Raw genomic sequence first — 22601 nt, forward strand, 5'->3', positions numbered from 1 at the left:
CGTGCGGGGGTCCATAGAGCGCCTGGCAAAGAACCGGGCCACAGCACCGAGGAGTTCCGAATGAGCGAGTTGCGTTTTACCGCCGAACACGAATGGCTGCGCCTGGAGGCCGATGGCCAGGTGACCGTGGGCATCACCGAGTACGCCCAGGAGGCGCTGGGTGACGTGGTCTTCGTGCAGCTCCCGGAGCTCCAGGCCTATGAGCAAGGCGCAGAAGTGGCGGTACTGGAGTCGGTGAAGGCCGCCAGCAACATCGTCATGCCGCTGGACGGCGACGTACTCGAGATCAACGAAGCGCTCAACGACAGCCCCGAACTGGTCAACGAAGACCCGCTCGGCAAGGGCTGGTTCTTCCGCATGCGCCTGGCCGACAACGCCGTGCTGGCCGACCTGATGGACCGCGCCGCGTACGACGCCCTGATCAAGAACGCCTGAGGAGCCTGACCATGCCCACCCAGACCAACGCCCTCGGCACCGCCAACGAGTTCATCGCCCGCCATATCGGCCCGCGCGAGACCGACATCCAGGCCATGCTCGACCTGCTCGGCCACGCCGACCTGGAATCCCTCAGCGCCAGCGTCATCCCCGACAGCATCAAGGGCACCAGCGTGCTCGACATGGGCCCGGGCCAGAGCGAGGCCGACGCCCTCGCCGCGATCAAGGCCATCGCTGGCAAGAACCAGCTGTTCACCAACTACATCGGCCAGGGCTACTACGGCACCCACACGCCCTCGCCCATCCTGCGCAACCTGCTGGAAAACCCCGCCTGGTACACCGCCTACACCCCGTACCAGCCGGAAATCTCCCAGGGCCGCCTGGAATCGCTGCTCAACTTCCAGACCCTGATCAGCGACCTCACTGGCCTGCCGATCTCCAACGCCTCCCTGCTGGACGAAGGCACCGCCGCCGCCGAGGCCATGACCTTCTGCAAGCGCCTGTCGAAGAACAAGGCCAGCAACGCCTTCTTCGCCTCCCGCCACTGCCACCCGCAGACCCTCGACGTGCTGCGCACCCGTGCCGAGCCCCTGGGCATCGAAGTGGTCGTAGGTGACGAGCGCGAGCTGACCGACGCCGCGCCCTACTTCGGCGCGCTGCTGCAATACCCGGCCAGCAATGGCGACCTGTTCGACAACGCCGAGCTGGTGGAGCGCTTCCACGCCGTGGGCGCCCTGGTGGCCGTGGCCGCCGACCTGCTGGCCCTGACCCTGCTCAAGGCGCCGGGCGAGTTCGGTGCCGACGTCGCCCTGGGCAGCGCCCAGCGCTTCGGCGTGCCCCTGGGCTTCGGTGGCCCGCACGCGGCCTACTTCGCCACCCGCGACGCCTTCAAGCGCGACATGCCGGGCCGCCTGGTCGGCGTATCCATCGACCGCCACGGCAAGCCGGCCCTGCGCCTGGCCATGCAGACCCGCGAGCAGCATATCCGCCGCGAGAAGGCCACCAGCAACATCTGCACCGCCCAGGTGCTGCTGGCCAACATCGCCAGCATGTACGCCATCTACCACGGCCCGCAGGGGCTGACCCGCATCGCCAAGCGCGTGCACCAGCTCACCGCCATCCTCGCCCAGGGCCTGGCCAAGCTGGGCGTCACCGTCGAGCAGCAGAGCTTCTTCGACACCCTGACCTTGGCCACCGGCGCCCGCACCGCCGAGCTGCACGCCAAGGCCCGCGAGCAACGCATCAACCTGCGAGTGGTCGATGACCAGCGCCTGGGCCTGTCCTTCGACGAGACCACCACCCAGGCCAGCATCGAAGCGCTGTGGACCCTGTTCGCCGATGGCCAGGCCCTGCCCGCCTTCGCCGAGCTGGCCGCCACCATCCCCAGCCGCCTGCCCACCGCGCTGCTGCGCGAGTCGGCGATCCTCGCCCACCCGGTATTCAACCGCTACCACTCGGAAACCGAGCTGATGCGCTACATGCGCAAGCTGGCCGACAAGGACCTGGCGCTGGACCGCAGCATGATCCCGCTGGGCTCCTGCACCATGAAACTGAACGCCGCCAGCGAGATGATTCCGGTCACCTGGGCCGAGTTCGGCAACCTGCACCCCTTCGCCCCGGCCGAGCAGTCCCAGGGCTACCAGCAGCTGACCACCGAGCTGGAAGCCATGCTCTGCGCCGCCACCGGCTACGACGCCGTGTCGCTGCAGCCCAACGCCGGCTCCCAGGGTGAATACGCCGGGCTGCTGGCCATCCGCGCCTACCACCTGAGCCGCGGCGACGACCAGCGCGACATCTGCCTGATCCCGCAATCGGCCCACGGTACCAACCCGGCCACCGCCAACATGGCCGGCATGCGCGTGGTGGTGACCGCCTGCGACGCCCGCGGCAACGTCGACATCGCCGACCTCAAGGCCAAGGCCGAAGAGCACCGCGACCGCCTCGCCGCGATCATGATCACCTACCCCTCCACCCACGGCGTGTTCGAGGAAGGCATCCGCGAAATCTGCGAGATCATCCACGCCAACGGCGGCCAGGTGTACATCGACGGCGCCAACATGAACGCCATGGTCGGCCTCTGCGCCCCGGGCCAGTTCGGCGGCGACGTGTCCCACCTGAACCTGCACAAGACCTTCTGCATCCCCCACGGCGGTGGCGGCCCGGGCGTCGGCCCGATCGGCGTCAAGTCGCACCTGGCGCCCTTCCTGCCCGGCCACGGCCACATGGAGCGCAAGGAAGGCGCGGTGAGCGCCGCGCCCTTCGGCAGCGCCAGCATCCTGCCCATCACCTGGATGTACATCCGCATGATGGGCGGCGCCGGCCTGCGTCGCGCCTCGCAGTTGGCGATCCTCAACGCCAACTACATCGCCCGCCGCCTGGAAGAGCACTACCCGGTGCTCTACACCGGCACCAACGGCCTGGTGGCCCACGAGTGCATCCTCGACCTGCGCCCCCTCAAGGACAGCAGCGGCATCAGCGTCGACGACGTGGCCAAGCGCCTGATCGACTTCGGCTTCCACGCCCCGACCATGTCCTTCCCGGTGGCCGGCACGCTGATGATCGAGCCGACCGAGAGCGAATCCAAGGAAGAGCTGGACCGCTTCTGCGACGCCATGATCCGCATCCGCAACGAGATCCGCGCGGTGGAAACCGGTGCCCTGGACGCCAACGACAACCCGCTGAAGAACGCCCCGCACACCGCGGCGGAGCTGGTCGGCGAGTGGACCCACCCCTACAGCCGCGAACAGGCCGTGTACCCGACCGCCAGCCTGGTGGAAGGCAAGTACTGGCCGCCGGTGGGCCGCGTCGACAACGTCTTCGGCGACCGCAACCTGGTCTGTGCCTGCCCGTCCATCGAGGCGTACCAGGACGCCTGATCGGCACGTGATCGTGGGGCGGGTTCATTCGTGGATGAACTCGCCCCCACGCATCGCCTTGCGCTTCAACGGTCGGGCCGCGAGGCCCGCTCCCTCCCAGTGTCTACGCTGACCAAATAACAACGAGCGCGATCCAGGCTCAGGAGCGACACCATGTCCCTCAGCGTCTTCGACCTGTTCAAGATCGGTATCGGCCCCTCCAGCTCCCACACGGTCGGCCCCATGCGGGCAGCCGCACGCTTCGTCGACGGCTTGCGTCGCGAAGGCCTGCTGGCGGGCACGGAAACCCTGAAGGTGGAGCTCTACGGCTCCCTCGGCGCCACCGGCAAGGGCCACGGCAGCGACAAGGCCGTGCTGCTCGGCCTCGAAGGCGAGCAACCCGACACCGTGGACACCAGCGGCATCGACGAGCGCCTGGCGCACATGCGCAAGAACGGCGAACTGCGCCTGGGTGGCGAAAAGACCATCCGCTTCGTCGAGAAGGATCACCTGGCGATGATCCGCAAGCCCTTGCCCTTCCACCCCAACGGCTTGATCTTCCGCGCCTTCGACGCCGCCGGGCTGCAACTGCGCTCCCGCGAGTACTACTCGGTGGGTGGCGGCTTCGTGGTGGACGAGGAAGCGGCCGGGCACGACCGCATCGTCGAAGACCAGACCCCGCTCGCCCACCCCTTCAAGACCGGCAAGGAACTGCTCGCCCACTGCGCCAGCAGCGGCCTCTCCATCAGCGCGCTGATGCGCGAGAACGAAAAGGCCTGGCGCAGCCCCGAGGAAACCAGCGCCGGGCTGCAGCGCATCTGGCAGGTGATGCAGGACTGCGTGAAGGCCGGCTGCCGCAAGGAAGGCATCATGCCCGGCGGGCTCAAGGTCAAGCGCCGCGCCGCCGCGCTGTTCCGCCAGCTCAGCGAGCGCCCGGAAGCCGCCCTGCGCGACAGCCTGACGGTGCTCGACTGGGTCAACCTCTACGCCCTGGCGGTGAACGAGGAAAACGCCACCGGCGGCCGCGTGGTCACCGCGCCCACCAACGGCGCGGCGGGCATCGTCCCGGCGGTGCTGCACTACTACGCGCGCTTCGTGCCCGGTGCCAATGACGAAGGCGTGGAGCGCTTCCTGCTCACCGCCGCCGCCATCGGCATCCTCTACAAGGAAAACGCCTCCATCTCCGGCGCCGAAGTGGGCTGCCAGGGCGAAGTCGGCGTGGCCTGCTCCATGGCCGCCGGTGCGCTCTGCGAAGTCATGGGCGGCACCGTGCAGCAGGTGGAAAACGCCGCCGAAATCGGCATGGAACACAACCTGGGGCTGACCTGCGACCCGGTCGGCGGCCTGGTGCAGGTGCCCTGCATCGAGCGCAACGCCATGGGCTCGGTCAAGGCCATCAACGCCGCCCGCATGGCCCTGCGCGGCGACGGCCAGCACTTCATCTCCCTGGACAAGGTCATCCGCACCATGCGCCAGACCGGTGCCGACATGAAGAGCAAATACAAGGAAACCGCTCGCGGCGGTCTTGCCGTGAACATCATCGAGTGTTGATCAAGAGCAGCTTGAAGCCGAAAGCCGGAAGCCTGAAGAACACACCGGCTCCTGCTTCCAGCTTCAGGCTCCCAGCTTCCAGCTACCAGAAGGAATTCCCATGACCCTCGCCAAAACCCCGCTTCACAGCCTCCACCTCGAACTCGGAGCGAAAATGGTTCCCTTCGCCGGCTACGACATGCCGGTGCAGTACCCGCTCGGCGTGATGAAGGAGCACCTGCACACCCGTGAGCAGGCCGGGCTGTTCGATGTGTCCCACATGGGCCAGATCCGCCTGCGCGGCAGCGACGCCGCCAAGGCCCTGGAGAGCCTGGTGCCGGTGGACATCATCGACCTGCCGGTGGGCCTGCAGCGCTACGCCGTGTTCACCGATGCCAACGGCGGCATCCTCGATGACCTGATGGTGGCGCGCCTAGGTGCGGACGAGCTGTTCCTGGTGGTCAACGCCGCCTGCAAGGACCAGGACCTAGCCCACCTGCGCGCCAAGATCGGCGACCGCTGCGAGATCGAGCCGCTGTTCGAGGAACGCGCCCTGCTCGCCCTGCAGGGCCCGACGGCGGTCACCGTGCTGGCACGCCTGGCGCCCGAGGTGGCGAAGATGACCTTCATGCAGTTCGGCAGCGCCCGCCTGCTGGGCGTCGAGTGCTACGTCAGCCGCTCCGGCTACACCGGTGAAGACGGCTACGAAATCTCCGTGCCCGCCGACAAGGCCGAGGCCCTGGCCCGCGCCCTGCTGGCCGAACCGGAAGTCCAGGCCATCGGCCTTGGCGCCCGCGACTCGCTGCGCCTGGAAGCCGGCCTGTGCCTCTACGGCCACGACATGGACACCGCCACCACCCCCATCGACGCCAGCCTGGCCTGGGCCATCTCCAAGGTACGTCGCGCCGATGGCGAGCGTGCCGGCGGCTTCCCTGGCGCCGAGCGCATCTTTGCCCAGCAGCGCGAAGGCGTCGCCGCCAAGCGCGTCGGCCTGCTGCCCCAGGAGCGCGTACCGGTGCGTGAAGGCGCCGAGATCGTCGACGCCGACGGCACCGTCATCGGCCGCGTCAGCAGCGGCGGCTTCGGCCCCACCCTGGGCGCCCCGGTGGCCATGGGCTACGTCAACGCCGCCCATGCCGCCCTCGACAGCGAGATCTGGGCCGTGGTGCGCGGCAAGCGCGTGGCGATGAAGGTCGCCAAGACCCCCTTCGTGCCGCAGCGCTACTACCGCGGCTAACGCTTCACCCTCGATGCCCCGCAGGCTCCCCCAGCCGAAGCAGGGCCCTCAAGGCGGCGGTGCAAACCGCCGCCTTTTCTTTTTCCGGCACTCCAACCCAAGGCAGGGCCTATCCCGGAATGTAGGGTGGAGGTCGCTCTTTACCTCCACCGGCGATGCCCGGCGTCACAACCCAATCCCGAACAGTGCCACACCGCCGTAGGTTGGCGCCGAGCGCAGCGAGGCCCAACGGTGGTCAATGGGAAGGTGCCAAGGTTGTTCGCGAGCAGAGCTCGCTCCTACGGGCGGGGGTCGAGGTGGATTGCGTAGGGCGGGTGAAACCCGCGTGGTTCAGCGCGCAACGGCGTCGGGTGCACCCGACCTACGACCTTGCACCGGAGCGATCCTGTGGGAGCGGTTTCAACCGCGAATTGCACCGTGCCCGACCATCGCGAATGAATTCGCTCCCACAAAAACGGGTACAGGCGGGCCTCCGCAGGCCGCTCAAATCATCACATTAAAGATTACAAATCGCTCGTAACCCATTGATTCATATGAAATTGAAAAACCTAGAATTTACTTTAACTTCTGCCGTCATCCACTTGAAAACAGGCGATTCAGGCGTCGAAACCTCGCCGTAATACTTCTGGCATATCTCCGTCATCTCGCCGTCACACGACTCGGGCAGATTCGCGTCTCACCAATCCTGGGGAGGACCATGAAATGCCCTGCAAGAAAAACCTGATCAAATCGCTGACCCTGGCCGCGCTGGCCGTCGCCATCTCCGCCTGCAGCACCCCGCCGGCCGCTCCGGCCAAGGTCGAGGCGCTGAACAACGAAGACTGGTACCAGGTCCGTACCGAGAAGGAACTGTTCGTCTTCGATGACTACGCCACCTACCGCGGCTATATCGAGAACGGCACTGCCCCGCTGAAGAAGGCCACCGGCAAGAAAGACGGCTTCGACCGCGACATCACCCTGATCCTCAAAGCCGAAGACCAGGGCAAGGAAGCCAAAACCAGCGCCCAGCGCTTCCTCGACGTGAGCCTGCCGCCGGCCCTGCCGTTCTACGGCGAGCTGCGTGACGAAGACGGCATCATTTACGTATTCAGCCGCTACGGCGACATGATCGACATGTACAAGATCGGCGAACCCACCTTCAGCTACGTCGACATCGGCGGCGGCCCGCAAGGTCAGCGCGTGGTCTACGTCCTGACCAAGGAAGAGCCCAAGCCCGAGAAGCAGATCGCCCTGTTCCACAGCAAATACAACATGTGATCCGCTAAGCACGGTCACCCAACGGCAGCGCCTTGGCGCTGCCGTTTTCATTTGTGCGGAAAATGCCGGCTTTTTGTAGGGGCGAATTCATTGGCTCTGTCTGCGTTAAGTGTTGCTAGAAGAATTGAGCCCAGCTGATTGCCGAGCTCTGGTGATGTTTCTGTTTCGCCCCCCCCCCCGGGCGAGTCTCTTTTGGCAGTCGTCGGGGTGCCGAACCACCCAAAAGAAACCAAAAGGGCTTGCCCCATCATCCGGCCCCGGCTTCGCCGGGGTTCCCTCACTCCATCGCCGTTACTCGCTACGCTCGCCCTTCGGGCCGCACTGAAGTGCGTTCGCCGCAAGCGTCGTCTGGGGGCCGGCGCGATGGGCCATCCATGGCCTGGCGCGCCTCTCGCGGCATCCATGCCGCTCGTCCCCCGGCGCAACGACTGCGTTCGGCCTCCTGGAGGGGCGTTGGCGGCTGCTCCACCTTTCTTCGTCCAGCGCATCACCACAGGTGCGCACAGGCTTTCGTAGGATGGTGTAGAGCGAAGCGAAACCCATGCGGTGGCGGTGGCACAAACCCTCAAGCGCCCGGAAAGTACCGTGTTTGAGCGCCTGCATTAAAACCACAACAGCTAACGCAGACAGAGCGAATTCATTCGCGAAGGAACCCGACACCAACCCACCCGGGAACACCCGTAGGGGCGAATTCATTCGCCCAAGGGCAACGCAGTTGCCCGTCGTGCCCCCGCCCGCACCCGCTCTCTTCGCGGCACCCGCCCCCGCACCCTCTCCATACCCGTCGCACCCACACCCCAACGTGCGCAATCGCGATCCCGACAGGCGACACGGAGCGGATTGGGGCCATGTGGCAGCGCTGCGCGCTGCCTGGGCGAATGAATTCGCCCCTACAGCGTCGCGCCTACAGGCCAATCAGTGCTGGTAGCGCTTGCGGTACTCGCCGGGAGAGACGCCGAAGCGCGCCTTGAAGGCCGTGGAGAAGTAGCTGGAATCCGAGAAGCCCCAGGAGTAGCCGAGGGCCGAGAGCTTGTGCTCGGCGGCGCCCAGGCGCAGGGACTCGGCGCAGAAATCCAGCCGGCGGTTCTTGATGTACTGCGCCACCACCAGCCCCTTGCGCGAGAACATGCGGTACAGGCCGCGCACCGAAACCCCCACCTCGCGAGCCAGCAGCTCGGGGCAGAGCTCCTCGGAGCGGATGTGCGCATCGATGAAGTCCAGGGTCTTGCGGAACGCCCGCTCATGGGGATCGGCATCCCCTTCGGCGGCACTGATGGCCGGGCGCAGCAGGCTGACCACCGCCTCCAGGGTCGCCTCGCTCTCGTGCTGGCTGAGGCACTCGTGCTGGCTGGCCTCGAGGATCAGCCGATGGGTGAGCAGCGCGATGGGCGAGGTGGCGGCGATCTTCTGCGCGCAGCGCACACTGCCGTAGCGCAGGTTCTGCTCCACCAGGTGGCGCGGCAGGATCAGCGACAGCTGCCGGGAGTTGGCGCCGTAGGTGAAGTCGCTGGGCAGCGAGGAGTCGATCAGGGTGATGTCGCCAGGGGCCAGGCGCACGCGGTTGCCGCCCTGCTCCATGTTCGACTCGCCCTGCAGCTGGAAGGCGGCGAAGAAGTGTCGGCTGTCGCTCTGCGCCACCTCATGCTCGGTACGGTAGAGCCGGGCCTGGGCGACGTCGACGAAGCTGAGCTTGATCGCGCCGGATTTGTATTCGCGGACCGCCCCGGAGAATTCCTCCCCGAGGGTCTTGGCGCAGAAGCGCCCGCAAACCTGGTTGATCCGCTGCAACCATTCGTCGAAGCGGTCGGTTCTCAGTGCACGTGCAGTCATGGCCATGGAGCCTCTGGCTAGCTTTCTTATTGTTATTCAAGGCCGCATCGAGGCGACCTTCGTTCATTCTTCCTCCGTGCCATCCCGCAACCTGCGGTGCGGCCCGGCGGATCACGCCAAGCACTTCGCCCTCCAGGGCATTTCGAGACAGGAGCCCTATTTAAGCCCGCCGAACCGCCGATAGAAACTTTCGCCGACATCCGGCAGCGGGCCGTCGGCGGTTTCCAGGGCGCCATTGAGCCATTCCTCGGCCTTGGCATGCACCAGGCGATAGATGTTGCGGCACAGCTGGCGCGCCGCGCGGCCTTCCCAGTCGCCCGGCAGCAGCTCGTCGGGCAGCTGCGGGTCGCGCAGCAGCAATTTGCGGTACTCGTGTATGAGCAGGGTTCGTGCCAGGAAGCAGTCCTGCGGCTGCAGCGCTTCCTGTTCCCGCAGCGCCTGCCAGAGCGGGCGGAACAGCTGGATGAATTCGCTGTAGTGGGTCGCCAGCTCGTCGATGTTCCAGCTCTCGCGAACCTGCATGCGCAGGGCCCTGGACGCCAGGACGTCCTGGGCGGTGGTCTCGAAGACGATGGTTTCCTCCAGGGCGTCGAGGTCCTGCAGGGTGGCGTTCACGTCCATGCGGTCGCAGCGCGGGCAGGCCAGCACGATGGGAGAAACCGCACCAAAACCTTGCCACTCCAGCTCCTCGCGCACCTGTTTGCGCTTTTCCTGGGGCAGCTGCGAGAGCATCACCAGGCACCAGGAGCCGTCCCAGGCCGGCAGGCTGGAGCTGTACACGCGCTTGAAGGCCTTCTCGAAACGCCGCCGCCCGGTGCCGGTGAGGCTGTAGTAGCTGCGCCGGCCGACCTTCTCGGCGGTGAGCCAGCCTTCCTTGGTCAAGCGGAAGATCGAGGTGCGGATCAGCCGCTCGTTGACGCCAATGGGTTCCAGCAGCTGGATCAGGCTGCCCAGCCACACGGTGCCGCCGTGGGGTTCGATGGCATCGCCATAGAGGGTGATGATCAGCGAGCTGGCGCGCAGCGGCGTCTGCTCCTGGAAGCGGGTGATGAGGTGCTGCAGGGGAGCGAGGGACGTCATGGGCGAACCGGGCGCTGGAAAGTTGCCGAATATACCCGCCGCATCGGCGCGCTGACCACAGTCGCACTCATGCCGACTCCCCCTTCGGACGCAGGCCGTCGACGCGGTTGCGCGGGCGATCGGCCTCCACCGCCGCCAATGGCTCGCAGGCCACCATGCTCGCCATGCAGCGCCGCGCCAGCGCCTGGTACTCCTGGGTGCCGCGCTGCTTCCAGGCCACCTCCTCGTCGCTGAGGCGACGCTTCACCTGCGCCGGCGCGCCCATGACCAGGGACTGCTCCGGGCACTCGAAGCGCGCCTTGACGAAGGCAGCGGCGGAAACGAACGAACGGGCGCCGATCTGCGCGCCATCCATCACCACGGCATTCATTCCCACCAGGGCGTCCTCGCCGATGCGGCAACCGTGCAGCACCGCGCCATGGCCGATATGGCCGTTGCGCTCCACCACCGTGTCGCTTTCCGGGAAGCCGTGCATCACGCAGGTGTCCTGGATGTTGGCGCCCTCCTCCAGGACGATCCGCCCGAAGTCGCCACGCAGGCTGGCCAGCGGGCCCACATAACAGTTGGGGCCGATGATCACGTCGCCGATCAGCACCGCCGAAGGGTGCACGTAGGCGCTCGGGTCCACCACCGGAACCAGGCCGTCGAGGCTGTAGCAGGTCATGGCGCGACACCCCGCGCGACGGGCTGTAGAGGGAACAGGCGGCTCATGGTCGGTCCTCGCAGGGCGATGCCGCAACGAAAAGCGATGCGACGGATGACGCAACTTGTATCACATCATTTTTATCGGATAAAGCAGGCAATCGCGTATCGGTTGGTGCGAGGCCCACGCCCGCCTCGCGAAACCCGCATAAATACTGGATAAACCTCCCAGGAAAAGGCAGCAGGCCAGCACCCGGATACCCATCGAAGCATGGAAAGCCACTCCATTAGAGACACATAAATACGATTCAATACTTATTGTTTTGTATCGCTTCATGCGTATACTCCGGAAAAACGCCAGCCCGCCCAACGGACGAACGCCTGGCAATCCAACAACAAAGCCCGGCCCAGATGCCGTGCGTGCACCCTGAGGGCCCGTTCCATGCCCGAGACTCTTGCCGTCCTGCCCCCTGACCGGGGCGTGCGCCTGATCACCCTGCAGCGCCCGGAGGCGCTCAACGCCCTGAACACCCGGCTGCTGGGCGAACTGGCCCAGGAACTGGACGATGCGGAACACGACCCGCAGACCCGCGTGGTGGTGATCACCGGCAGCCGCAAGGCCTTCGCCGCCGGCGCCGACCTCAACGAGATGGCCGAGCGCGACCTGGTGGGCATCCTCGACGACCCGCGCCAGGCCCACTGGCAGCGCATCACCCGTTTCCCCAAACCCCTGATCGCCGCAGTCAACGGCTTCGCCCTCGGCGGCGGCTGCGAACTGGCCATGCACGCCGACATCCTCATCGCCGGCGAGGACGCCCGCTTCGGCCAACCGGAAATCAACCTCGGCATCATGCCCGGCGCCGGTGGCACCCAGCGCCTACTGCGCGCCGTGGGCAAGTCCCTGGCCATGCAGATGGTGCTCAGCGGCGAGGCCATCGATGCCCGCCACGCCCTGCGCGCCGGCCTGGTCAGCGAAGTGACCCAGCCGGAATTCACCGTCGAACGCGCCCTGGCCATCGCCCGCGTCATCGCCGGCAAGGCGCCCCTGGCGCTGCGCCTGGCCAAGGAGGCGTTGCTCAAGGCGCAGGACACCGACCTCGCCAGCGGCCTGCGCTTCGAGCGCCACGCCTTCACCCTGCTGGCCGGCACCCGTGACCGCGAAGAAGGCCTCGCCGCCTTCCGCGAGAAACGCACCCCCGAATTCACCGGCCGCTGACCCGGCCCCCATAACTCGACTCCATAGAGCGCACGCCATGAATTTCGAGCACATCCTGTTTTCCATCGAGGTCGGGGTCGCCACCCTCAGCCTCAACCGTCCCGAACAGCTCAACAGCTTCAACGCCGCCATGCACGGCGAGGTCCGCGAGGCCCTCAAGCGCGTGCGCAAGGACCCGGAGGTGCGCGTACTGCTGCTCACCGGCGAGGGCCGCGGCTTCTGCGCCGGGCAGGACCTGGCCGACCGCAACGTCGTGCCGGGCGCCGAAATGCCCGACCTGGGGCTGTCCATCGAGCGCTTCTACAACCCGCTGATCCGCGCCCTGCGCGACCTGCCGCTGCCGGTGATCTGCGCGGTCAACGGCGTGGCCGCCGGTGCCGGCGCCAACATCCCGCTGGCCTGCGACCTGGTGCTGGCGGCGCGTTCCGCGAGCTTCATCCAGGCCTTCTGCAAGATCGGCCTGGTGCCCGACTCCGGCGGCACCTGGAGCCTGCCGCGCCTGGTCGGCATGGCCCGCGCCAAGGCCCTGGCCCTGCTGGGCGACCGACTGACCGCCGAACAGGCCGAGCAATGGGGGCTGATCCACCGCGTGGTGGACGACGCCGCGCTGCGCGACGAGGCCCTGAAGCTGGCGCGCCACCTGGCCACCCAGCCCACCTACGGCCTGGCCCTGATCAAGCGCGCCCTCAACGCCAGCCTGGACAACAGCTTCGACCAGCAGTTGGAACTGGAGCGCGACCTGCAGCGCCTCGCCGGCCGCAGCGAGGACTACCGCGAAGGCGTTGGCGCCTTCATGGAGAAACGCACCCCGAGCTTCAAAGGACGCTGAGCCCATGCACGCCCTGAACAGAGAAACCCCGGTGGCCGTGATCGGCGCTGGCGCCATGGGCGCCGGCATCGCCCAGGTCGCCGCCCAGGCCGGGCACCCGGTGCGCCTGTACGACACCCGCCCCGGCGCCGCGGCCCAGGCCATCGCCGGCATCGACCGGCAGCTCGCCCGCCTGGTGGAGAAAGGCAAGCTGGAGGCCGCCGCCCAGGCCGCCACCCTCGCCCGCCTGCGCCCGGCCGATGCGCTGGAAGAACTGGCCGACGCCGGCCTGGTGATCGAGGCGATCGTCGAAAAGCTGGAGATCAAGCGCGAACTGTTGCAGCGCCTGGAAGCCCTGTGCGCCCCCGACTGCATCCTCGCCAGCAACACTTCGTCGCTGTCCATCACCAGCCTCGCCGCCGGCCTGCAGCACCCGGGCCGCGTGCTCGGCATGCACTTCTTCAACCCCGCGCCGTTGATGGCGCTGGTGGAAGTCGTTTCCGGCCTCGCCAGCGACCCAACCCTGGCTGCCCGCCTGTTCGCAACCGCTCGCGCCTGGGGCAAGCAGCCGGTGCACGCGCGCTCCATCCCCGGCTTCATCGTCAACCGCGTAGCGCGCCCCTTCTATGCCGAAAGCCTGCGCCTGCTGCAGGAAGGCGCCGCCGACTGCGCCACCCTCGACGCCTTGCTGCGCGAGGCCGGCGGCTTCCGCATGGGCGCCTTCGAACTCACCGACCTGATTGGCCATGACGTCAACTACGCCGTCACCTGCTCGGTGTTCGACGCCTATTACGGCGACTTCCGCTTCCAGCCCTCGCTGATCCAGAAGGAGCTGGTGGAAGCCGGCCGCCTTGGGCGCAAGAGCGGCCGGGGCTTCTACGACTACGCCGAAGGTGCCAAGCGCCCACAGGCGGCGACGCTCGCCAGCACCGCCACCGTGGACGCCTGCACCATCGAAGGCGACCTCGGTGTCGCAGCCCCGCTGGTACAGCGCCTGGAAAACGCCGGCGTGCAGGTCACCCGCCGTGGCGGCGCCGGGCTGCTGCGGGTCGGCGACGCCACCCTGGCGCTGAGCGACGGCCGCCTGGCCGCCCAGCGCGCCCGCGAGGACGGCCTCGACAACCTGGTGCTGCTGGACCTGGCCCTCGACTACGGCCGCGCCGAACGCCTCGGCATCAGTTGGGCGGCAGGCACCACCCAGGCCGCCATCGACGCGGCGGTCGCCCTGCTCGCCCGCGCCGGCATCGCCGCCAGCCCGCTGGCCGACGTCCCCGGCCTCGCCGTGCTGCGCACCGTGGCCATGCTCGCCAACGAAGGCGCCGACGCCCTGCTCCACGGGGTCGCCAGCGCCGCCGACATCGACCTGGCCATGTGCGCCGGGGTCAATTACCCGCGCGGCCCGCTGGCCTGGGCCGACGCCATCGGCCTGCCGCAAGTGCTGCGCACCCTGGACAACCTGCAGGCCGCCTATGGCGAGCCGCGCTACCGCCCCTCGCTGGCCCTGCGCCGTCGGGTGGCCGAAGGGAGGACGCTGCATGACCAACCGTGAAGCCCTGTCGCTGGCCGAAGCCTGCGCCAGCACCCTGTACGAACGCGACGCCGCCAGCCAGGCCATGGGCATGCGCCTGCTCTCGGTGGCGCCCGGCGCCGCGCGGGTCGGCATGAGCGTGCGCGCCGACATGCTGCAGGGCGTCGGCACCTGCCATGGCGGCCACCTGTTCGCCCTTGCCGACTCGGCCTTCGCCTTCGCCTGCAACACCTACAACGAAGTCACCGTGGCCATCGGCTGCAGCATCGACTACGTGGCGCCGGCGCACCTGGGGGACACCCTCACCGCCCAGGCCACCGAACAGAGCCGCAGCGGCCGCACCGGCAACTACGACGTACGCATCGAGAACCAGAACGGGCAGCTGATCGCCCTGTTCCACGGCAAGTCCTACAAGGTGCGCGGCACCCTGCTCGACGAGGAATCCCAGCATGAATGACGCCCTGATCATCGACGCCGTGCGCACGCCCATCGGGCGCTACGCCGGCGCCCTGTCCTCCGTTCGCGCCGACGACCTCGGCGCGGTGCCGATCCGCGCCCTGATGCAGCGTCACCCCGAGCTGGACTGGGGCGCCATCGACGACGTGATCTACGGCTGCGCCAACCAGGCCGGCGAAGACAACCGCAACGTCGCGCGCATGGCCGCCCTGCTCGCCGGCCTGCCGGTCACCGTGCCCGGCACCACCCTAAACCGCCTGTGCGGCTCGGGGCTGGACGCCATCGGCAGCGCCGCCCGCGCCCTGCGCTGCGGCGAGGCCGGGCTGATGCTGGCCGGCGGCGTGGAATCCATGTCCCGCGCGCCCTTCGTGATGGGCAAGTCCGAGCAGGCCTTCGGCCGCAGCGCGGAACTGTTCGACACCACCATCGGCTGGCGCTTCGTCAACGGTCTGATGAAGCGCCAGTACGGCATCGACTCCATGCCCGAGACGGCGGAGAACGTCGCCGAGCAGTTCGGCATCAGCCGCGCCGACCAGGACGCCTTCGCCCTGCGCAGCCAGCTCAAGGCCGTCGCCGCCCAGGCCAATGGCCGCCTGGCGAAGGAAATCGTTCCGGTGGAGATTGCCCAGCGCAAGGGGCCGTCGAAGTGGGTCGAACAGGACGAGCACCCGCGCGGCGACACCACCCTGGAGCAGCTGGCGCGCCTCGGCACGCCCTTCCGCGAGGGCGGCAGCGTCACCGCCGGCAACGCCTCCGGGGTCAACGACGGCGCCTGCGCCCTGCTGCTGGCCAGCACCGATGCCGCCCGCCGCTTCGGCCTGAAACCTCGCGCCCGCGTGGTCGCCATGGCCTGCGCCGGCGTCGAGCCGCGCATCATGGGCATCGGCCCGGTGCCGGCCACGCGCAAGGTGCTGGCGCTCGCCGGCCTGTCGCTCGCCGACATGGACGTGATCGAACTCAACGAGGCCTTCGCCGCCCAGGGCCTGGCCGTGCTCCGCGAGCTGGAGCTGGCCGACGACGACCCGCGGGTCAACCCCAATGGCGGCGCCATCGCCCTGGGCCACCCGCTGGGCATGAGCGGCGCGCGCCTGGTCACCACCGCGCTGCACGAACTGGAAGCCCGCGCCGGCCGCTACGCCCTCTGCACCATGTGCATCGGCGTCGGCCAGGGCATCGCCCTGATCATCGAAAAACTGTAACCGCCACACCGGACCGGGAAGGCCGGGAGTATCCTGCCTTCCTGCACTCAGGCGCCCAGCGCCACGCACAAGAACAATACGAGTGATGAAATGAACATGATCGCCAATGCCGCCTTGCTCGACCCGATGGAAACCGCCAGCGTCGACCAGCTCCGCCAGCACCAGCTGGAGCGCCTGCGCTGGAGCCTCGACCACGCCTACCGCAACGTGCCGCTGTACCGCCAGCGCTTCGACGAACTGGGCGTGCACCCCGAAGACCTGAAAAGCCACGACGACCTCGCCCGTTTCCCCTTCACCGGCAAGTCCGACCTGCGCGACAACTACCCCTACGGCATGTTCGCCGTGCCCCAGGAAGAGGTGGTGCGCATCCACGCCTCCAGCGGCACCACCGGCAAGCCCACCGTGGTCGGCTACACCCAGAACGACATCGACACCTGGGCCAACGTGGTGGCGCGCTCGATCCGCGCCGCCGGTGGCCGCAAGGGCGACAAGGTGCACGTCTCCTACGGCTACGGCCTGTTCACCGGCGGCCTCGGCGCGCACTACGGCGCCGAGCGCCTGGGCTGCACCGTGATCCCCATGTCCGGTGGCCAGACCGAGAAGCAGGTCCAGCTGATCCGCGACTTCCAGCCGGACATCATCATGGTCACCCCCTCCTACATGCTGAACCTGGCCGACGAGATCGAGCGCCAGGGCCTGGACCCGCACAAGCTGGCCCTGCGCCTGGGCATCTTCGGCGCCGAACCCTGGACCGCCGAGCTGCGCCGCGCCATCGAGGAGCGCCTGGGCATCACCGCCCTGGACATCTACGGCCTCTCGGAAATCATGGGCCCGGGCGTGGCCATGGAATGCGCCGAAACCAAGGACGGCCCGACCATCTGGGAAGACCACTTCTACCCCGAGATCATCGACCCGGTGACCGGCCAGGTGCTGCCGGACGGGCAGATGGGCGAGCTGGTGTTCACCTCCCTGTCCAAGGAGGCGCTGCCGATGATCCGCTACCGCACCCGCGACCTCACCCGCCTGCTGCCGGGCACCGCGCGGCCCATGCGGCGCATCGACAAGATCACCGGGCGCAGCGACGACATGCTGATCATCCGGGGCGTCAACGTCTTCCCCACGCAGATCGAGGAGCAGGTGCTCAAGGTCCGCCAGCTGGCCGAAACCTACGAGATCCACCTCTCGCGCAACGGCAACCTCGACAGCATGGAAGTCCACGTCGAACCCCGCCACGGCCTGGAGCCCCTGGACGAAACCCAGGAACTGGCGCTGTGCAGCGAGCTGGGCCGCCACATCAAGACCTACATCGGCATCAGCTCGCGCATCGTGCTGCGCCCGGCGTACTCCCTGAAGCGCTCCGAGGGCAAGGCCTGCCACGTCTACGACAACCGCGCCAAGGCGTGAGCCGCACCACCGCATGGGTTTCGCACAGCTCTACCCATCCTACGGAGGCCACTCCGTGGACTGGACCCGACACGCCTACGAAAACCGCGCCAAGGCGTAAGCCGCCGCAAATGAAAAGCCCCGCACAGGCGGGGCTTTTTCATGCTGCTATCGGTCAGGCGTGGGTCGGTGGCTTGATCAGGCTCTCCGCAGGGATACCGAACATCTCGTGCAGCTTCCAGATCATCGGCAAGGTGAGGGAGCGCTTGCCATTGAGCACTTCGTAGACCCGGTTCGGGCGCCCGATGGCGGGCACCAGGTCGGCCACGGTCAACCCCGACTGCTCCATGCGGAACTTGATGGCCTCCACCGGCCCGGGCAGGTCGACCGGGAAGTGACGCGCCTCGTACGCCTCTATCAAGGTGAGCATCACCTCGAAGAAGTCGCCTTCGGGCGTGTCCGGCTCAGGCTCGTTCTCGAACAGCGGCGCCACCAGCTCGAGCGCTGCGCGGTAGTCATCGTCAGTGCGAATCGGGGCGGATGTTCATAGTCCCGGGTCCATCTCCACAGTGTTGGCATCGATGGCGTCGTACTCCCTGTGAGTACCGACGAACTTGATATAGAGCGCACCGAAGCGGTAGGCAACCGCCACCACCAGCCGATAGTCATTGCCCTTGATACTGCCTCACAACCTGCAGCCACCGCGCCGCTCGTCGGAACAGCCCAGGCATTCGCCCAGGAATTGTCTCAATCGCCAATCCTGAATCGACTACCGGATGAGACCGGCACGTGGACCGCCACGCGCCACCGACCAGGAGATCGCTCATGAGCTATGTAGATGGATTCGTCGTTCCCGTGCCCACCGCCAAGCGCGAGGCCTATATCGCCATCGCCCGCATCGCCGCCCAGGTGTTCAAGGACCATGGCGCCCTCAGCGTCGTCGAGTGCTGGGGCGATGATGTGCCGGAGGGCAAGGTGACCTCCTTCCCCATGGCGGTGAAACGCAAGGACGACGAGACGGTGGTGTTCTCGTGGATCACCTGGCCTTCCCGCCAGGCCCGCGACGAGGGCATGAAGAAATCCATGGAGGACCCGCGCCTGCACCCCGATCCCGAGAAGATGCCCTTCGACGGGCAGCGCATGATTTTCGGCGGCTTCGACGTGATAGTCGACGCCTGATGCCGGTTAGCCCGGGCTTCAGCCCGGGGACTTCTTCGCGTCAGAGCACCGTGAAGTGCGTATGCGGTGTCAATCGTGGTGCCCAGCACGGACTCTTTTCGCGAATGAATTCGCTCCCACAGGGAGTCGATGCGCAGCATCCACTGGACGAAGAAGTCGGAGCATCTAGAACGGTGGGCTGAAGCCCACCCGCCTGTAGCCCACCGGATCAGGGCTACGGCGCCGGGGATTGCAGCGCCACCAGCACACCGTCGGCCCAGCGCAGGCGCGAAGCGAGGCGGCCGGAGTCCTCGCGGGCGGGCGCGGCCAGTTCAGTGGCGCCTTCCGCCAGGGCCTGGGCGTGCAGTTCTGCAACGCGCGGGGTGACCAGCAGCACCTCGATGGCTTCTAGACCCGCGCCCATCAGCCCTTCGCCTTCGTGGTCATTTCGAACATCCCCTGAATGATGGGTTCGAGTGGAATGTGAGGGCGCTCAGCCCCGCACAAGCCCGCGCAGCGAGCTCACCAGCCAGGCGACGGCCATCAGCTCCAGCGCCACCAGCACGCCCACCAGCTCACCGAGCTCGGCCGAGAACAGCGGCAGGCACAGCCCGCCATCGGCGCAGGCGAGGAACGGACGCAGCGCAGCCACCAGCGCCACCACACCCACTCCGCAAGCCAGCAACGCCAGAGCCAAGTGCCCGAACGCCTCCGACGAAGGCGCCGAGAACGACCACGGCCTCGGCCCACGCCAAGCCACCAACGCCGCGCCGGAACCCGGATGGAAACAGAAGGATGAACACACGCGCCTGAACATGAAGGCCTCCAATGCCGATGGCAGGCCAGCAGTATGCAAAGGCGCGCCGCGCCGGTCTTTTAAGCTTTGGAGGGCAATTGTTAAAAAGAGTAAAGGGAACGAAACAACGTAGTCATTACTGAAATTTTGAATCTCTTTCCCCTTAGCTGGAAGCTCGAAGCCTGAAGCTGGAAGAAAAAGCCAACAAGCGCCCCAGCCCACGACTATGGCTCTGGCTCTGGCTCTGGCTCTGGCTCTGGCTCTGGCTCTGGCTCTCAGCTTCCAGCTCCTAGCTTGCCACTTGAAGCTTGCCACTTGCCGCCCTTCAAATCCGACACCTATTTTTTAATTTGATATTTGTTTTTGTATCATTTAAAACTAGCGCCATGGCCAAGCCACCCCACGAACCCGCATGGCTGGAGAACGGCATGTACGCACAATTGGTTGAGACCGGCGTGAAGCGCGTGAAGGCGCTGGAGGAGATGTCCCCGGAAGAGCGCGCCTTCCAGGAAAAGATCGATGCGGAAATCAAGATCGAGCCGAAGAACTGGATGCCGGACGCCTACCGGCAGACGCTGATCCGGCAGATTTCCCAACACGCGCATTCCGAGATCGTCGGCATGCTGCCGGAAGGCAACTGGGTGACCCGCGCGCCCACCCTCAAGCGCAAGCTGCAGCTGATGGCGAAGATCCAGGACGAGGCCGGCCACGGCCTGTACCTCTACAGCGCCATGGAAACCCTCGGCGCCTGCCGCGACGAGGAAGTCGCCAAGCTGCACAGCGGCCGCGCCAAGTACTCGAGCATCTTCAACTACCCGACCCTGAGCTGGGCCGACATGGGCGCGGTGGGCTGGCTGGTGGATGGCGCCGCCATCGTCAACCAGGTGGTGCTGCAGCGCACCTCCTACGGCCCCTACTCCCGCGCCATGATCCGCATCTGCAAGGAGGAGTCCTTCCACCAGCGCCAGGGCTACGAAATCCTTCTGCACATGATGCGCAACGGCACCCAGGCGCAGAAGGACATGGTCCAGGACGCCATCAACCGCCTCTGGTGGCCTTCGCTGATGATGTTCGGCCCCAGCGACGAACACTCCCCCAACAGCGCCCAGTCCATGGCCTGGAAGATCAAGCGCCAGGGCAACGACGAACTGCGCCAGCGCTTCATCGACCAGACCGTGCCGCAACTGGAACTGCTCGGCTGCACCGCGCCGGACCCGCACCTGAAGTGGAACGAGGCGCGCGGCCACTACGACTTCGGCGACATCCAGTGGGACGAGTTCTACGAGGTGCTCAAGGGCAACGGCCCCTGCAACCAGGAGCGCGTCGCCACCCGCCGCAAGGCCATCGAAGACGGTGCCTGGGTCCGTGAAGCCGCGGTGGCCCATGCCCGCAAACAACAACAGAAGAAAGACGCCGCCTAACCAACTTCCGCCTCTGAGCTCGCGAGCTAGAGCAGAACTAGGCGGAAACAGGCACGGGCGCGGAGTTTACGACTGTAAATGAGCAAGCCCGGGTCTGTTTCCAACGACGTTATGCCGACGCGCAGCAGCTCATGCCTGATGAGCAGGAGAACACAATGAGTGAGTGGACCCTTTACGAAGTCTTCGTGCGCAGCAAGCACGGGCTCAACCACAAGCATGTCGGCAGCGTGCACGCCGCCGACGCCGCCATGGCCATCGAGAACGCCCGTGAGCTGTACACCCGCCGCAACGAGGGCGTGAGCCTCTGGGTGGTGCCCTCGGCGCTGATCACCGCCTCCTCCCCCGATGAGAAGGAGCCGCTGTTCGACCCGGCCGAAGACAAGGTCTATCGCCACGCCAGCTTCTACGAGCTGCCGGCCGAAGTCGGCCACATGTGAGGCCGCCCGCCATGAATGCCAAACACGACCTGATCGAATACCTGCTGCGCCTCGGCGACAGCGCCCTGGTGCAGGGCCAGCGCCTTTGCGAATGGTGCGGCAAGGCCCCGGCCCTGGAAGAGGAGCTGGCGTTGATGAACGTCGGCCTCGACCTGGTGGGCCAGGCCCGCAACTGGCTGGAATACGCCGCCGAGCTGCTGGACGACGGCCGCGACGCCGACCACCTGGCCTACCGCCGCGACGAGCGCGCCTACCGCAACCTGCTGCTGGTGGAGCAACCCAACGGCGACTACGCGGTGACCATCACCAAGCAGTTCCTCTATGACGCCTGGCACTTCCAGGTGCTCCATGGCCTCAGCAGCTCCAGCGACGAACGCATCGCCGGCATCGCCGCCAAGGCACTGAAGGAAGTCACCTACCACCTGCGCCGCTCCACCGAGTGGGTGCAGCGCCTGGGCGACGGCACCGAGGAAAGCCACCGCCGCATGCTGGCGGCCATCCGCGACACCTGGCGCTTCACCGTCGAACTGGTGAACGGCGACGAGGTGGAGCAACGCCTGGCCGCCGCTGGCATCACTCCGGCGCCGGACGACGTCGCCGCTGCCTGGAAGGCCAAGGTCGCCGACACCTTCGCCAGCGCCACCCTGCCGCTGCCGGAGCCGGCCAGCTACTTCTACCTCTCCGGTCGCCGTGGCCTGCACACCGAGCACCTCGGCCTGCTGCTGGCCGAGATGCAGTTCCTGCAAAGGGCCCATCCCGATGCGTCCTGGTGAGCTGATCGCCAGCGACCGGGGCGCCCGCCCCGGTGCGCCCGCCGACCTGGCCCGCGCCTGGTCGGTGCTCGGCGAGGTGATGGACCCGGAAGTGCCGGTGGTCAGCGTGGTCGACCTCGGCATCGTCCGGGACCTCGACTGGCGAGGCGGCCACCTGCACGTGGTGGTCACCCCCACCTATTCGGGCTGCCCGGCCACCGAGGTGATCGAGCGCGACATCGAGCAGGCGCTGGAAGGCGCCGGTTTCGCCGCGCCGAACCTGGAACTCCGCCTGGCGCCGGCCTGGACCACCGACTGGATCAGTGATGACGGCCGCGAGCGCCTGCGCGCCTACGGCATCGCCCCGCCCAGCGGCAGCACCAGCAAGCGCGCCCTGCTGGGCGAAACCCCGGAAGTCCGCTGCCCGCAGTGCGGCAGCGTGCATACCGAACAGTTGAGCGAATTCGGCTCCACGGCCTGCAAGGCGCTGTACCGCTGCGTCGAATGCCGCGAGCCCTTCGATTACTTCAAGTGCATCTAGGAAGACGAAGACAAACTACTGCGTTCGTGACGTTTGTATT

General features: G+C 67.1%; 21 protein-coding genes and 2 pseudogenes. 16 read left to right on the plus strand and 7 right to left on the minus strand.

The genetic code is table 11. The annotated features are described in order from the left end of the window. Positions 1-60: 60 nt before the first annotated feature. From gcvH to ACXI0U_RS10140, 5 genes are all read left to right on the plus strand, one after another. Complete coding sequence (gcvH, locus tag ACXI0U_RS10120; protein ID WP_431484361.1) at positions 61-435, plus strand: glycine cleavage system protein GcvH; 375 nt, start codon at positions 61-63, stop codon at positions 433-435. 11 nt (positions 436-446) lie between these two features. Then, on the plus strand, positions 447-3311 hold the full coding sequence (gene gcvP, locus ACXI0U_RS10125) for an aminomethyl-transferring glycine dehydrogenase (RefSeq protein ID WP_431484360.1): 2865 nt from the start codon (positions 447-449) through the stop codon (positions 3309-3311). A 153-nt stretch (positions 3312-3464) separates the two neighbouring features. Continuing rightward, positions 3465-4841, plus strand: a complete 1377-nt coding sequence (locus tag ACXI0U_RS10130; RefSeq protein WP_431484359.1) for an L-serine ammonia-lyase — start codon at positions 3465-3467, stop codon at positions 4839-4841. Positions 4842-4941: 100 nt separating this feature from the next. Continuing rightward, positions 4942-6057 (plus strand): glycine cleavage system aminomethyltransferase GcvT, encoded by a 1116-nt coding sequence (gcvT, locus tag ACXI0U_RS10135; protein ID WP_431484358.1) that lies wholly within the window; start codon positions 4942-4944, stop codon positions 6055-6057. A 702-nt stretch (positions 6058-6759) separates the two neighbouring features. Further along, positions 6760-7314, plus strand: coding sequence for a hypothetical protein (locus ACXI0U_RS10140; RefSeq protein ID WP_263401865.1), 555 nt, complete (start codon positions 6760-6762; stop codon positions 7312-7314). A 915-nt stretch (positions 7315-8229) separates the two neighbouring features. On the opposite strand, the gene feaR is transcribed toward ACXI0U_RS10140, so the two are convergent. From feaR to paaY, 3 genes are all read right to left on the minus strand, one after another. Next, on the minus strand, positions 8230-9144 hold the full coding sequence (feaR, locus tag ACXI0U_RS10145) for a transcriptional regulator FeaR (protein ID WP_031286962.1): 915 nt from the start codon (positions 9142-9144) through the stop codon (positions 8230-8232). 156 nt (positions 9145-9300) lie between these two features. Then, on the minus strand, positions 9301-10224 hold the full coding sequence (gene paaX / locus ACXI0U_RS10150) for a phenylacetic acid degradation operon negative regulatory protein PaaX (RefSeq protein ID WP_316925334.1): 924 nt from the start codon (positions 10222-10224) through the stop codon (positions 9301-9303). Between the two features lie 67 nt (positions 10225-10291). Beyond that, positions 10292-10888: a phenylacetic acid degradation protein PaaY gene (gene paaY / locus ACXI0U_RS10155; protein ID WP_043247186.1), complete on the minus strand. Its 597-nt coding sequence runs from the start codon at positions 10886-10888 to the stop codon at positions 10292-10294. A gap of 420 nt (positions 10889-11308) precedes the next feature. Here paaY and paaF point away from each other — a divergent pair, with 420 nt between their 5' ends. From paaF to paaK, 6 genes are all read left to right on the plus strand, one after another. Continuing rightward, positions 11309-12082, plus strand: a complete 774-nt coding sequence (gene paaF, locus ACXI0U_RS10160) for a 2,3-dehydroadipyl-CoA hydratase PaaF (RefSeq protein WP_431484357.1) — start codon at positions 11309-11311, stop codon at positions 12080-12082. 37 nt (positions 12083-12119) lie between these two features. Next, a complete protein-coding gene (paaG, locus tag ACXI0U_RS10165) occupies positions 12120-12911 on the plus strand; it encodes a 2-(1,2-epoxy-1,2-dihydrophenyl)acetyl-CoA isomerase PaaG (RefSeq protein ID WP_431484356.1) in 792 nt (263 codons plus the stop codon). A gap of 4 nt (positions 12912-12915) precedes the next feature. Next, a complete protein-coding gene (gene paaH / locus ACXI0U_RS10170) occupies positions 12916-14439 on the plus strand; it encodes a 3-hydroxyacyl-CoA dehydrogenase PaaH (RefSeq protein ID WP_431484355.1) in 1524 nt (507 codons plus the stop codon). Beyond that, positions 14426-14875: a hydroxyphenylacetyl-CoA thioesterase PaaI gene (gene paaI / locus ACXI0U_RS10175; protein WP_431484354.1), complete on the plus strand. Its 450-nt coding sequence runs from the start codon at positions 14426-14428 to the stop codon at positions 14873-14875. The genes paaH and paaI overlap by 14 nt, the downstream gene beginning before the upstream one ends. Beyond that, a complete protein-coding gene (gene pcaF, locus ACXI0U_RS10180; protein WP_021217230.1) occupies positions 14868-16073 on the plus strand; it encodes a 3-oxoadipyl-CoA thiolase in 1206 nt (401 codons plus the stop codon). The genes paaI and pcaF overlap by 8 nt, the downstream gene beginning before the upstream one ends. A gap of 90 nt (positions 16074-16163) precedes the next feature. Continuing rightward, the gene (paaK, locus tag ACXI0U_RS10185) at positions 16164-17477 is read left to right on the plus strand and encodes a phenylacetate--CoA ligase PaaK (RefSeq protein WP_184489018.1); all 1314 of its coding nucleotides are present in this window, start codon (positions 16164-16166) and stop codon (positions 17475-17477) included. 154 nt (positions 17478-17631) lie between these two features. Here the strand turns inward: paaK and ACXI0U_RS10190 are convergent. Further along, a pseudogene (locus tag ACXI0U_RS10190) lies at positions 17632-18004 on the minus strand (helix-turn-helix domain-containing protein). Then, a pseudogene (locus ACXI0U_RS10195) lies at positions 18001-18138 on the minus strand (type II toxin-antitoxin system HigB family toxin); the annotation flags it as partial. The pseudogenes ACXI0U_RS10195 and ACXI0U_RS10190, both read right to left, overlap by 4 nt. A gap of 143 nt (positions 18139-18281) precedes the next feature. Between ACXI0U_RS10195 and ACXI0U_RS10200 the strand changes: the two are divergent. Next, positions 18282-18635: a DUF1428 domain-containing protein gene (locus ACXI0U_RS10200; protein ID WP_021217234.1), complete on the plus strand. Its 354-nt coding sequence runs from the start codon at positions 18282-18284 to the stop codon at positions 18633-18635. A gap of 214 nt (positions 18636-18849) precedes the next feature. On the opposite strand, the gene ACXI0U_RS10205 is transcribed toward ACXI0U_RS10200, so the two are convergent. Both ACXI0U_RS10205 and ACXI0U_RS10210 read right to left on the minus strand, forming a co-directional pair. Further along, positions 18850-19038, minus strand: coding sequence for a hypothetical protein (locus ACXI0U_RS10205; protein WP_021217235.1), 189 nt, complete (start codon positions 19036-19038; stop codon positions 18850-18852). A gap of 69 nt (positions 19039-19107) precedes the next feature. Beyond that, positions 19108-19266: a hypothetical protein gene (locus tag ACXI0U_RS10210; RefSeq protein WP_479550180.1), complete on the minus strand. Its 159-nt coding sequence runs from the start codon at positions 19264-19266 to the stop codon at positions 19108-19110. Between the two features lie 572 nt (positions 19267-19838). On the opposite strand from ACXI0U_RS10210, the gene paaA reads away from it, so the two are divergent. The 4 genes from paaA to paaD all read left to right on the plus strand — a co-directional run bounded on the left by paaA (position 19839) and on the right by paaD (position 22561). Next, positions 19839-20831, plus strand: coding sequence for a 1,2-phenylacetyl-CoA epoxidase subunit PaaA (paaA, locus tag ACXI0U_RS10215; protein ID WP_184489022.1), 993 nt, complete (start codon positions 19839-19841; stop codon positions 20829-20831). A gap of 155 nt (positions 20832-20986) precedes the next feature. Next, entirely contained in the window at positions 20987-21268 is a 282-nt protein-coding gene (gene paaB / locus ACXI0U_RS10220) for a 1,2-phenylacetyl-CoA epoxidase subunit PaaB (protein ID WP_021217238.1), read from the plus strand. Positions 21269-21279: 11 nt separating this feature from the next. Continuing rightward, a complete protein-coding gene (gene paaC / locus ACXI0U_RS10225; RefSeq protein WP_184489023.1) occupies positions 21280-22041 on the plus strand; it encodes a 1,2-phenylacetyl-CoA epoxidase subunit PaaC in 762 nt (253 codons plus the stop codon). Beyond that, complete coding sequence (gene paaD / locus ACXI0U_RS10230; protein WP_479550181.1) at positions 22028-22561, plus strand: 1,2-phenylacetyl-CoA epoxidase subunit PaaD; 534 nt, start codon at positions 22028-22030, stop codon at positions 22559-22561. Before paaC ends, paaD begins: the two co-directional genes overlap by 14 nt. The last annotated feature ends 40 nt before the right edge of the window (positions 22562-22601 follow it).

The sequence above is a fragment of the Pseudomonas sp. C9D1 genome, assembly GCF_056491235.1.